Genomic DNA, 13217 nt, shown 5'->3' on the forward strand with positions numbered 1-13217 from the left:
GGCTCGGTCTGCAACGACACCGAGGGCACCAACAACGGCCGTACCAAGTTCGTGAAGACCGACCCGAACGCGCCCGGTGACAACGCGTCCTCCGCGCAGCTGGTGATCCCGGCCGGGGCGGAGGTCCTGTCGGCCCGCCTGTACTGGCAGTTCAACCCGACCAACACCAGTACCGCGGGCGGCACCTCCGGAGACATCAACACCGGCAACCTGGTGTCCTGGAAGGTCCCGGGCGGCACCTCCTACGAGCAGCTCACAGCCGACACCTACGACTGGTTCGACCAGCAGGTGGGTGGTACCCCGCCGGAGTCACGGTCGGGGCCGGGTCCCGGCCCGGGTCGGTGCGGTGGGAGCGGTGCGGGGGAGCCGGACGGCTGCGGCAAGGCCGATGAGGGCGGCGAGGGCGAGCGCGGCCATGGCGGCGGCGTAGGCGTTCTGGGTGAGGTTGGCGACGAGGATGGTGCCTGCGACGGCGGTACCGAAGGAGGAGCCGAGGTTGGAGATGCTCCGGGACAGGCCGGAGATCTCGCCCTGCTGGTCCTCGGGGAAGGCGGACTGGACCATGTTCACGGAGGGGGTGAGCATGACGCCGAGGCCGAGGCCGATCAGCAGCAGCCCGGGGGCGAACGCCCAGGCGCCGGGTCGGCCGGCGACCAGGGCCAGCAGGAGGGCGATGCCGAACACGGCGAGGGCGAACCCGCTGATGATCAGGGTCCGTTGGGGGAAGCGCCTGGCGAGGCGTTCCGCGGCGAGGGAGGAGGCGAGCACGCCGAGGGTGGCGGCGGTGAAGATGACGCCGGTCTCGATGGCGTCGTAGCCGCGGACGACCTGCAGGTAGGTGGCGACGGTGAACGAGGTGCCCATGAGGAGCAGCCACTGGGCGTTCTGGGTCACCAGGCCGAGGTTGGCTGTGCGGTTGCGGAAGAGGCTGGTGGACAGCAGTGGTTCCACCCCGGCGCGCTCCTCGCCGCGGATCCAGTGCAGGAACCAGCCCAGGACGAGGGCGCCGGCGGTGATCAGGCCGAGAGTCAGCCACAGGTTGTCGTCGGCGGCGAGGATGCCCGTGACGATCAGGACCAGCCCGCCCGCGGACAGGACGGCGCCGCGCACGTCGAAGTGGCGATCGGGGTCGGCGGGGAGCGGGTCGGCGATGTTTCGGCTCAGTGCGATGATCACCGCGACCACCAGGGCCTGGAAGACGAACGCGGCGCGCCAGCTGATCGCGGAGGTGATCAGGCCGCCGATCAGCGGGCCCGCGGCCGCACCGACGCCGCCGGCCGCCATGATGACCCCGAACGCACGGGCGCGGGAGGTCAGGTCGGGGTACAGCAGCGTGGTGAGGATGTAGACGGGGGGAATGAGCAGGGCGGTGCCGACGCCTTCGAGGAGCGAGTTGCCGAGGATCAGCACGCCGAGTCCGGGGGCTACCGCACTGAGGAGCGCGCCGACGCCGTAGACCGTGAGGCCCGCGAGGAAGCAGCGCTTGCGGCCGAACCGGTCGGTCGCCTTGCCACCCGGGATCATCAACGCGGCCATGACGAGCAGGAACACCGTGATCGCGACCTGCACACCCTGCACGGTGGTGTCCAGGTCGTGGCTGATGTCGTTGATCATCACGTTCATGTTGGAGCCCGCGAAGCTGCAGATGAACTGCGCCAGCGCGAGTGGTGCCAGCATGCGTGAGCCGGCGCCCGACCGGGCAGGACGGGCGTGTTCGCCGGCGGCGGGATCCTCGGTCACGGGAGCTGGCCTCTTTTCACGGCGGAAGGATCAGGCGCCCGACAGCGTCTCTCCATGGCACCGCCAAACTCGGCCCGCCGCATCCGGAACGGCAGACCGCACCTGCGGGCCGTCGCCGCGGCGGGTGATCCGCCGGGCGCTCCCTGCTCCCCCGGGCCGTCGGGCGTCGGGCCGCCGGGCCGCCGGGCCGCCGCGGGATCCGTGGAGTGGCTGCGCGCCGCCCGCGACCGCAACGCCGGACCCGCGGTCGGATTCGGCCCGTGGGCGGCGACCGGCACCGCGGTGGTCCGGGCCGGAGCTGCCTTCGAGATCTACCGCCACCTCGTGCCCGGCTCCGTCGGCCGCGCCGCCCGGCTCCTCGGCCTCCGCCTCGCCGCCCGACCACGCGGAGGCCCTGCCCCTGGGCCGGGTCCGCGCGGGTCGGACGGTCAGCCGGGCCCGAGGTTCGCCCGTGCGAAGCTCACTTCCTGTCAATCACATGTCAGTACACTGTCGTTGCCCACCATCGGGTGGGTACTCCATGGCGCCGTGGGTCGGTGTGACGACGAAGGGAGAGTCCGGTGAGCAGTCTCAACAAGGGTCTGGAGCGGATCGAAGTAGGCCTGTTGTGGGATCCGAGCCCAGCCGGCTCGGCACGTCACGATCTGGACCTCGTCGCCGCGACGTACACCGCCGACGCCCCGTCCGTCGCCCCCTCCTACCTGGTCCACTTCGACAGCCGCGCTCCCGACGGCACCATCACACTCACCAGGGACAGCCGCGACGGCAAGGGCCTCGGCGTCGACGAGCGCCTGGTCCTGGAGCTCGACCGTCTGGCGGACCGCTACCGCCGGGTTGTCGTGGGCGTCGCCATCCAGCAGAACGCCGGCCGGCTGACGTTCGGGGACATAGCGAACCCCGTGCTGAAGATCCGGAACGGGCGCGACGAGTTCGCGGTCGTGGACTTCTCCGGCACCGGTGAGGCCACGGCGGCGAGGGTCGCGGAGTTCGTCCGGGACAGCTCAGGGGTCTGGGGATTCCGGCCCGGGGTCTACGGCTTCGACGCCGATCCGGCGACTTTCGCGAGGATCATGGGCACCTGAAGCCTGCCGCAGAAGGTCGGGGCGGGTAGGCCGGGATTCTGTCCGAGCCGTACGAGTTGGTACCGCCCGCCGGCCGGCGCCGCATCAGGGTCTCAGCCGTACCGCTCGACGAGCGCGCTGCCGATCGAGGCCAGGCGGTCCCGCACACCCGGAGGGCCGGTCACGTCGAGCCATTCGACCAGTCCGGCGAGCTCGCCGGCGAGCGCGTACTCGTTGTAGCCGCGGATCACGACCTCGACGCGGCCGTCGGTCGTGGAACCTCCCACGACGAGCCGAGGGCCGAGCATCATTCGGAGCAGGCCCATCCCGTCGGGCGCGCACACCGCCTGGATCTCCAGGGGCGTCCGCCTGCGGTCGACCTCGTCGGCGATCTCGCGCCAGCTCGCGGCGAGGTCGAAGTCCGCGGGTCGCCGCGCGGGATCGCCGGTCGGGTCGACGGAGGACACGCGGTCGATCCGGAAGGTCCGCCGGCCGGCCCCGGTGTCGGCGACGAGGTACCACGACGGACCTTTGGCCACGATGCCCAGCGGGTGGACGGTCCTCGCGGATTCGGCGCCCTTGCCGTCGACGTACCCGAGCCGCACCTGGACGCCTCGGATCACCGCGTCCTGGAGCTCGTCGAGGAAGCGGGCCGGCCGGTGCTCGACCGGGCTCGACCCCCATCGTTGCGGGTCCATGACCAGCGACGACGCCGCGGCCTCGGCCTGCACCCGGAAGGGCTCCGGCAGGGCGTGGACGAGCTTGCGCAGAGCCGCTCTCACGGCCGGCGTCGCGGCCGAGGCCTGGCCTGCGACCAGGAACAGCGCACGGGCCTCACCCGCGGTCAACCCGGACAGGTCGGTGCGGGCGCCGCCCACGAGGCGCCAGCCGCCGCCCCGGCCCTGCACGGAGTACACGGGCACCCCGGCCGTGGCCAGGGCGTCGAGGTCGCGGCGGGCGGTGCGCTCGGACACCTCCAGCTCTCGGGCGACCTCCGCCGCTGTCACCTGCTCGCGCCGTTGCAACAGGAGGAGGACGGCCACCAGCCGGTCGGTTCGCACGCCGGCAACACTTCCACACAAAACCGGTCATGGGGTGACCGGGTTCGTCGGCAGGATGGCGACATGGCCTCAGGGGCGAGTCGCAGCACCCGCGACCGTGTCGGCCCCCGGCCTGCCGGGGCTGCGCCGACGCCGTCGTCGGGACCCTTCGCCGCCTGATCGTCCCGAATCCCGAAAAGATGAGGAAGAAATTCAGTGTTCAATCCATCCGATTTCCCCGAGCCCACCGTTGTTCCGGTCAACGACGTGGAGCTCGAAGTTTTCGAAGCAGGTCGACAGAATGCCGGAAAGCCCATCGTGCTCTGCCACGGCTGGCCGGAGCACGCCTTTTCCTGGCGCCACCAGGTGCCCGCCCTCGTCGCAGAGGGATACCACGTCATCGTCCCGAACCAGCGGGGTTACGGCAATTCGTCCCGCCCGGCCGACGTCACGGACTACGACCTTGCGCACCTGTCGGGTGATCTCGTCGGACTTCTCGATCACTACGGGTACGAGGACGCCACCTTTGTCGGTCATGACTGGGGTGCCATGGTCGTCTGGGGACTGGCCCTGCTGCATCCGGACCGTGTGAACAAGGTGATCAACCTGAGCCTGCCCTACCAGGAGCGCGGAGAAAGGCCCTGGATCGAGTCCATGGAGGAGGTACTCGGCGGCGACTTCTATTTCGTCCACTTCAATCGGCAGCCGGGCGTCGCGGACGCCGTGTTCGAAGAGAACACCTTCCAGTTCCTTCGCAATATCTACCGGAAGAACGAGCCCCCCAGGGAGCCTCGGCCGGGTATGGCACTGATCGATCTCGCCAGGGCGGAGAAGCCGCTCGGTGAGCCCGTGATGAGCGACGGCGAACTGGCTGTTTTCGTCTCCGCCTTCGAATCGGCGGGGTTCACGGGCAGTGTGAACTGGTACCGGAACCTCGACCGCAACTGGCGCTTGCTGGCGGACGTGGACCCGATCGTCCGGCAGCCCACACTCATGATCTACGGCGACCGGGACGCGGTGCGCAGGTCCGAGAACCTGGCCGAGTTCGTGCCCCAGGTGGACGTGGTCAGCCTGGACTGCGGCCACTGGATCCAGCAGGAGAAGCCGGTAGAGACGAACCGGGCGATCTCGGAATGGCTGAGGCGGCACGAGAGGGCCTGAGGATCCGTCCGGTCGATCATGTGATTCTCCGGGCCGGTCCTTCTCCTGAGCGGCTCGTCGAACCAAAGGCCGGAATCGTCGGGACGAACGGAAGAGTTCGCCGACGGACCGACGCGGCCGGGTCGGGGGCAGGCGCGCCTGTCCTTGACCTTGCCGCAACGTCATGGTTTTCACTGGGTTCATGAGAATCGGCGAAGTCGCGGCGCTGGTCGGGGTCACCCCGCGGGCCGTACGGCACTACCACCATCTGGGGCTGCTGCCCGAACCCCTGAGACGCAGCAACGGGTACCGCGAGTACGGCATACGGGACGCCGTCCTGCTCGCCCGGATCCGTCGGCTGACCGAGCTCGGAGTCGGACTCGACGAGGTCAGGGACGTCCTGGCGGACGCCGAAGGCCATGACCTGAGAGAGGTCCTGGAGGAGCTGGACGCCGACCTGGCACGGCAGGAGGCCCTCCTGCGGGAGCGACGGTCGCGGCTGGCCGCGCTGCTGGTTCAGGCGCAGGAGGGGTCCCTGCTCCCCGGGGGACCGGTCTCGCCGGAGATCGCCGGTCTGCTGGCCTCGCTCGGCGGCGCCGATGACTCGCCCGCGGCCGTGAAGGACCGCGAGCACCTGGCGTTCCTCGACGCCGCGACCCCGGAGGAACGGCGGGTGTCGCTGATGGCGGCGCTGCAGGAGATGTCCGAGCACGCGGGACAGGTCTACGGCCTGCTGGACGACCTCGTCGGTCAGGCGCCGGACAGTCCGCAGGTGGCACGGGCGGCCGAAGCGTTGGCGGCTCTTCTGCCCGACAGTCTGGCGGCGCACGTTCCCGGCGCAGGCGCGTGGGGCCCGGCCGGGGCCCTCTACGAGGACCTGGCCCCGGCCCAGGCCGCGGCCGTGCGCCGCGCGCTCGGACTCCTCAAGCGACGACAGGGAGAGTCCGCATGACCTCCACGCCCCCGGCGCCCCGGCCGCAGCCCGCCGGCACCGCGCCACCGAAGCGCCCACGGATCGTTCCGGTACCCGTGCTGCGCGTCCTCGCACACGAGCGACGTGTCATGGAGAGCCTGGTCCGGTGGGTCACCCGCCGGCCGCACGGCACCGACGGAGCCGACGCGGTCTTCACCCACGGCCGGGACCAGGCCACGACCATGTACGCCCTCACCTTCGCCTGTGTGGTCGAGACCGGCGCCCTGTCCCTCCTCCTCGCCGGCCTACCCGTCCTCCACGCCGTCCTCCTGGTGGTCGACGTCTACACCGTGTTGTTCGTCCTCGGGCTGCACGCCGCCTCCCGCACCCGGCCGCACGTCCTCGCCGGCCGCACCCTGCGGATCCGGCAGGCGGCCGGCGTCGACATCCGCCTCCCCCTCGACCGGATCGCCTCCGTCCGCCGCGACACCCGCTTCACCCACGAGAAGAAGGACGGCGAACTCAACCTCCCCATCGCCTCACAGACCTCCGTCACACTCGAACTCACCGAACCGGTCGACGCACCGACCTTCCTCGGCGCACCCCGCCTCGTGACGGTGATCAGGCTGCACGCGGACGACCCACAGGCCCTCCACGACGCCGTCACGCGAGTACGGTTCACGCCCGGACCGGGCCCGGAGGCAGCCTCGCAGACCTGACCCGGGTCCGGGTCCGGGTACGGGTACGGGTACGGGTCCGGTCCGGCAGGACCGCCGCCCTGCCCGCGGGCCCCGATGGCCCCTTGGTCCCCTCAAGTCTGTTGTCCTGTAAGGGAATCAGCCATTCTGCGTGTCCGCACCACACGCGAGCATCGGAGCCGTCAGTCTGGTGAGAGGTTGAGGGGGCCGGCGCCAGGGCCCTGTCTGCCCGTTCCGCCCTGTCCGCCCTGTCCGCCTCTGCCGGAAGTGTTCTTCATGAGTTCACCGCCGTCGTTCTACTCACAGGCCGGAAACTTCGGGAGTGCGGTCGCGGGGGGTGTGGATCCGCGGACCGGACTGTTCAACGTGCGGATCTCGTTGGGGAATCTGGTCGGCAACCGCAATCTCGGGCCGTCGCTGCCGCTGGTACTGGGCTACTCACCGCTCAACGGCACCGATGCGGGCCTGGGGCGGGGCGTCTCGCTGGGGTTGACCGCCTACGACCGGGACAACCGGCTGCTGGTCCTGGCCTCCGGAGAGCAGTACAAGGTCCAGGAGACCGACAGCACGGTCGTCCTGAGGCAGAAGAAGCTGGACACGGTGCGCGTCACCAAGGACCGGGACGCGTACCGCCTGGTGCACAAGTCCGGCGACGTGGAGATCCTCACCGGGCCGCGAAACGCGTTCGGCCTCAAGGTGCCCACCACGCTGCTGACGCCCGCCGGGCACGCCCTCGGCCTGACCTGGGACTTCGGCCACGGCTCGGTGCCGCGCCTCAAGGCGGTGAACGACGAGAACGACACCCTGCTGACCGTGGACTACACCGGGAGCGCCAAGGCCACCCTGACGGTGCTGCCGGGGCACTCCGAGGGGTACCGCGTGGAACTGCGCTTCCAGGACGGCCTGTTGTCGAGCGTGCACCACTTCGGGCTCGGCGCGGACGCGCCGCTGGTATGGAGCTTCAGCTCCGAACCGGTGGGACGGCAGGGGGCGTGGGGTTCCTGGATCACCCGGGTCGGCATGCCCGGCGGAATGTCCGAGACCGTCTCCTACTCCCAGGGCGGGACGGGTCACCGGTTCCCGGACTCCGCCGGACTGCCGGCCCTGCCCTACGTCACGCGGTACGTCCGCAGACCGGGCGGCGACCAGCCGCAGACCGAGGTGGACTACAGCTACACCGACAACAACTTCCTCGGCGGCCGCTCCGGTGCTGCCTGGAATTCCGACCTCGACAGTCTCTACGGGGTCCTGACCGGCTACACCTACGGTTCCACCGAGTCGGTCACCACCGGGGGCCGCACCGCGAGGACCACCCGCACCTTCAACACCTACCACCTGCAGACGGACGAGACGACAAGCCGCAACGGCTGTTCCCGGCAGGTTCGCACCGACTACCACGCGGTCGTCGGCCGGCGGTTCGAGCAGCAGGACGACCGCTTCCAGCTCCCGAAGACCCGCACCGTCACCTGGACCGACCCGGACGGCCGATCACGCGACGAGGTCACACAGACCGACTTCGACGACGCCGGCAACCCGCGCAGCCGCACCGATCCCGACGGGACCCGGACCGACTGGGAGTTCTACCCCACGGGCGGCAGCGGATCGGACTGCCCGCCCGATCCCCACGGATTCACCCGGTGGCTCAGGGCCGTCACGCACACGCCGCCGGGCACCGGGTTCGACGCACCCGCCGTCAGGACGTCCTACTCCTACACCTCGTACGCGACACCGGACGCGCGGGTGCCCACCGCGGTGGTGAAGTCCTCGGAACGGCAGTACGCCGACGGCCGGCTCCTGCGGAGGGAGGACCTCGCCTACGGCACCTCGGGCGCGGAGTTCGGCCGCATCACCGCGCTGGCCGAGGTCGAGTTCCCGGACGGCGAGGGCGGCGACTCCTACACCGCGTCCCACGCCTTCACCTTCCGGACGGACGGTGAGGCGCTGGTCCAGACGCACCGTCTGACCACCCACGACCGGTTGACGACGATGCGCTCGCAGCGACGATCGCGTTTCACCGGGCGCCTGTGGTCGGCCACCGATCCGCAGGGCAACACCGTGACCACGAGCTACGACGGCCTGGGCCGCATGCTGACCCGCACCACCCACCCGGGCACCCCGTACGAGGCGACCGAGACCCACACCTACGAGGTGGGGACCTCCGCCCCGTTCGTCACGACATCCACGGACCCGCTGGGCAACCAGCGGCGCGTCAGCTTCGACGGCGCGGGGCGGCCGGTCGTCGGCGAGCGCCGGCACACCGGCGGCGACGGCACCTGGCAGGTCGTCCAGCGCGTGAGCTACGACGAACTGGGCCGCACGGCATCGGAGTCGGTGACAGACCACCTGCCCGACGGCGGCGGCAGAGCAGCCGAGCTGACCCGGACCCTGTCCTACGACGACTGGGGCCGGCTGTCGGCAATCGCCTGCGACGACGGCACCGGCCGGCTCACCCGGATCGACCCGGTCTCGCTGACGGCCACGGTCCAGCAACTGGGCGGCGGAAGCCCGGTGTCCGGAACGGGGGTGACCACCTTCAACACGCGGGGCGAGCCGGTGGCGACGGAGCGGTTCGACCTCAAGGGCGCCCCCTCCGGCCGGCGCACACTGGAGCACGACGGCCGGGGCCGGCTGCGCCGCGAGACCGACGAGCTGGGGAACACCACGCAGTACGACTACGACATGCGCGGCCGGCTCACCCGCACCACCCTGCCCGACGGCACGGCCGTCACGCGCGCCTACGCACCGTTCTCCTCCGGCGGCCTCGCCACGACACTCACCGTGGCCGGAATCCCCTACGGCGCACAGGCCTTCGACGGCCTGGGACGACTGACCGGCACCAGCTCCGGCGGACGCACCTGGTCCTACCGGTACGCCCACGACAGCGACCCCCTCCCCACCCAGGTCACCACCCCCGACCAGCGGCAGATCACCTACGCCTTCGTCCCCCAACTCGGCAACGCCGTCTCCCGGGTCCAGGCCGACTCCCTCACCCAGAGCCTCGGGCACGACCCCGTCTCCGGCTTCCTGACGAGCGCGCAGGAGGCCGACGTCACGGTGACGCGCGACTACACCCCCGCCGGCCTGCCCCGCACCGAGACCACCACCCGATCAGGCGGTCCCGGCGTCACCGCGCGATGGACCTTCACGCCCGGCGGCCTGGAAACCGGCTACACCGGAGTGGACGGCACCGCCCGGCAGACCCTGCGGGACACCTTCGGCCGGATCACCGCCATCACCGACCCGGCGATGGGCGTGTCGCTGGGCTACGGCTCCGACGGCCGCCCGACCTCGTGGACCGTCAGCGACCCGCAGTCCGGGTACACCCTGACCACCACGCTCACGCTGGACGACTTCGGCCGCGAGGTGACGCGCTCGACCCGGGACAGCCGGGGCCGCACCTGGTCGCTCACCCAGCAGTGGCTGGACAACGGCCTCCTCGCCCGCAGGACGTCCACCTCCGGCACGACGCTGCTGCGCGACGAGACCTTCGGCTACGACGGCCGCAACCGGCTCACCGCCTACACCTGCGCCGGATCGACGCCTCCGACCGACGCCCAGGGCAACGGGATCACCGCGCAGACCTTCGACCACGACGCCTTCGGCAACGTCACCCGGTGCCGGTCGCAGTACGCCGACGGCTCCGACACCGCGACCTACCTGTACGAGAACCCGTCCGACCCGTGCCAGCTCACCGGCATCACCCACACCGGCGGCACCCACCCGCCCCGGATCACCCTGGCCTACGACGCGGCCGGGCGCCTGATCACGGACCGGGCCGGGCGCACGCTCGCCTACGACCCGCTCGGCCGCCTGCGCTCGACGGGCCCGGCGAACGAGTACGGCTACGACCCGCTCAACCGGCTGCTCACCCAGCGGACCGACGGCCGCACCACCGTCCTCCACTACCGAGGCGAATCCCTCGCCGCCGTCACCGAGGACGGCCGGCCCGCCCGCCTCCTGCAACTCGGCAACGGCGCCTACGTGGCCCAGTCCCGCGACGGGCGCACCCGGCTGCTCACGACGGACGGCGCCGGTACCGTCCACCTGGCGGCCGGCGCCGAGGGCCAGGAACCGTACGCCCGCACCCCTTACGGCGAACGGCCGGTGGGCGGCGCCGACAGCCTGCTGGGCTTCACCGGCCAGCGGAGCGACCCGATGACCGGCTGGTACCACCTCGGCAACGGGGCCCGCGCCTACGATCCCGTCCTCCTGCGGTTCACCACCCCCGACGCCCTGAGCCCCTTCGGTGCGGGCGGCGTCAACCCCTACGCGTACTGTGCGGGCGACCCCGTCAACCGGGTCGACCCGTCGGGCCACCTGAGCTGGCAGGCCTGGCTCGGCATCGGCCTGGGCATCGCGGGCCTCGCCCTGGCCGCCGTCACCGGCGGCATGGCCATCGTCGCCGCCGGCGGGGTGATGGCCGCGATCAGCGCCGCCTCCGCCACCACCCTGGTCGTCGGCACGCTCGGCGTCGCCTCCGACGTCACCGCCATCGCGGGCGGTGCCCTCGAAACCGCCTCCCCCAAGGCCTCGGCCGTCCTCGGCTGGGTCTCGCTCGGCACCGGGGCGGCCGGGCTGGCCGAAGGCGGCGCGCGCCTGGCCCGCCTCGGGGCCGAGCGCGCCCCGGGCTTCGCCGAGGAGGCCGCACGCGGATTCGGAGGGCCGGCGAAGAGGAAGGCCACGCTCGGTCTGAAGCTCGCGAAGACCGATCCCGAGCTCCACGGCCTGCCGGTCGTCCTACCGGACAAGACCCCCTGGGACATGTTCGTCATCGAGAACCGCAACGGTGCGAGGGTCTGGGTCAGCGAAGGCGAGGTCGACGGAGTCATGGTCAGGAGGGCTGCCCTGAACGCGGCGGCGCGCGGCAAAAAGGTCGACATTCTCAGCGGAACACACGGCGCCGAGCTCGGGGAGCGCACCGGCGCGGAAGTGAAAGCGGAGTTCTACCACCAGGACGTCGGCGGCAGGCCGCACGCCGCCACGGGGCAGGAGAGCCTCTGGTCGCCGAACGTGTACGTGCACAACACGCCCCGCCTGTCGTTCGACCGGATCGGGGAGATCCTGCGGGGCGACTCCAGTCACGAAATCATCGTGGGCTTCTGCTGCAGCCGCAACGACGACGCCGTCCGGGAGTTCCTCGGCCTGGACGCCGGCTACTCGTACTCGCCACGTTTCGCCGAATTCCACACGGCGCTCTGAGACCCTGCCGCACCGCCGCCGCACCATCTCGGACGAACGAAGGAGACCACGCATGTCGACATGGACCAGCGTGTCGAAGCTCTCGATCATCCTCGTGAGCGGAGACGAGACGTGCGACATCTACGCGAACGGGCGGAACAGGATCGGCGTGATCATCAGTATCGCGCCGACCGACGGCGACGGGGATCCCGTCGAGGTCGACTCCGCCCACCTGCTCGACCGCCTGTGGCTGATCGACTACGTCACCGAGTCGACACTCAACTGGAACGGCACATCGGACTGGTGCTACACGGACACCACCAACGCCTTCACCGCCTCCCCCGGCCTGTCCGGTGAGCGCGCCGAAGCCTCGTTCGACGACGACGGAACCCAGCTGGTCACGTTCTACGTGTACTGCGCCCCCGGAGTGAGCCCGAAGTCGATCGGCGTCCAGGTCAAGACCGACAGCGACCACATCATCAAGAGCTCCTTGAATGGAACGCACCAGGCGAAGGTCAGGCTCAATCCGCGGAAGGCCGTGACGTACACGCTGGCGGACGTCACCTGGGACTACTCGCGAACGTCGACCAAATACGGCGACGACACGAAGTACGTGACGACGAACGCCTGGAACTACTACCTTTCCTTGCGATCCCCGGACAACTACTTCGTCACGTTCTCGGTGAGCAACTACTTCAGCGGGTCCGGCTACGACGGGTTCTTCGCCTGCAACATCACCCCCGACAACCACCACAAGAACTTCTACGGCGGCTACGTCTGGTACCACGAGCCGCACGGTTCCGCCTACTACTTCGACAACGACGGGCGCAGCGAAGCGCAGGTCGTCAACTTCCCCGACGGCAACAAGTGGTGGGACTACGCGAAGATCTACAACCGGGACAACCCCGATCAGTACCTGTGCTTCACCTGGGTGCACTCCACCACCGGCGGCAACGGATGGCACCTTCCGAACGGGCCGCTGGACACGTGGAGGGAGTGGTTCGCCCCGGAGATCTACGCGTACGACAGGTACGGCAACTGGGGCGCCTTCTGGGTGGACGGAGGGGACATCGTCGGCGGCCTCAACCTCTACGAGCTCAACCAGTAGGAAATGAGATTCGAAGACCGCCGTCCACATCCATCCGCCCGCGGCGACAGGACTGGCACACCGGATGCTGTCGCAGCCCTGTCTGCGCGCACCATTCCAGCATCTCCCCAGGTCAGCGCACCCGACCGCGGGCCTTGAGGGGTAGGGCCGGGAGTTCGGGGGCGTGGAGGCGGGGGCCGTCGTAGCCGTGGACCTCGCCGAGGCGGGTGCCGGTTTCCCAGTCGTTGCGGGCTTGGGTGACTTCTTCGCCGGGGCGGCCGATGAAGTCTTGACGGCATCTTGACGGCCCCTGGAATGCGGCGGCCCCCGGGGGGACTGCCCGTCCGGCACATCGGACGG

At 70.5% G+C, this 13217-nt stretch carries 8 protein-coding genes; 6 read left to right on the plus strand and 2 right to left on the minus strand.

Annotated elements, in window-relative coordinates:
- Positions 1–309: 309 nt before the first annotated feature.
- Positions 310–1740 (minus strand): MFS transporter, encoded by a 1431-nt coding sequence (locus PUR56_RS40740; protein ID WP_443034629.1) that lies wholly within the window; start codon positions 1738–1740, stop codon positions 310–312.
- A gap of 560 nt (positions 1741–2300) precedes the next feature.
- Between PUR56_RS40740 and PUR56_RS40745 the strand changes: the two genes are divergently transcribed.
- Positions 2301–2822, plus strand: a complete 522-nt coding sequence (locus PUR56_RS40745; RefSeq protein WP_329952676.1) for a TerD family protein — start codon at positions 2301–2303, stop codon at positions 2820–2822.
- A 92-nt stretch (positions 2823–2914) separates the two neighbouring features.
- Here the strand turns inward: PUR56_RS40745 and PUR56_RS40750 are convergent, their stop codons facing one another.
- Positions 2915–3862: a helix-turn-helix transcriptional regulator gene (locus tag PUR56_RS40750; RefSeq protein ID WP_329952677.1), complete on the minus strand. Its 948-nt coding sequence runs from the start codon at positions 3860–3862 to the stop codon at positions 2915–2917.
- Positions 3863–4057: 195 nt separating this feature from the next.
- On the opposite strand from PUR56_RS40750, the gene PUR56_RS40755 reads away from it, so the two are divergent.
- The 5 genes from PUR56_RS40755 to PUR56_RS40775 all read left to right on the plus strand — a co-directional run bounded on the left by PUR56_RS40755 (position 4058) and on the right by PUR56_RS40775 (position 12878).
- A complete protein-coding gene (locus tag PUR56_RS40755) occupies positions 4058–5002 on the plus strand; it encodes an alpha/beta fold hydrolase (RefSeq protein ID WP_329952678.1) in 945 nt (314 codons plus the stop codon).
- Positions 5003–5183: 181 nt separating this feature from the next.
- Positions 5184–5933 (plus strand): MerR family transcriptional regulator, encoded by a 750-nt coding sequence (locus PUR56_RS40760; protein WP_329952679.1) that lies wholly within the window; start codon positions 5184–5186, stop codon positions 5931–5933.
- Positions 5930–6613, plus strand: coding sequence for a hypothetical protein (locus PUR56_RS40765; RefSeq protein ID WP_329875258.1), 684 nt, complete (start codon positions 5930–5932; stop codon positions 6611–6613). Before PUR56_RS40760 ends, PUR56_RS40765 begins: the two co-directional genes overlap by 4 nt.
- A gap of 255 nt (positions 6614–6868) precedes the next feature.
- Complete coding sequence (locus PUR56_RS40770) at positions 6869–11791, plus strand: RHS repeat-associated core domain-containing protein (protein WP_329952680.1); 4923 nt, start codon at positions 6869–6871, stop codon at positions 11789–11791.
- 52 nt (positions 11792–11843) lie between these two features.
- Positions 11844–12878, plus strand: coding sequence for a hypothetical protein (locus PUR56_RS40775; protein WP_329952681.1), 1035 nt, complete (start codon positions 11844–11846; stop codon positions 12876–12878).
- Positions 12879–13217 lie beyond the last annotated feature (339 nt).

Origin of the sequence: Streptomyces sp. BE303, assembly GCF_036290945.1 — a bacterium.
In the GTDB taxonomy this organism is placed as follows: Bacteria; Actinomycetota; Actinomycetes; order Streptomycetales; family Streptomycetaceae; genus Kitasatospora.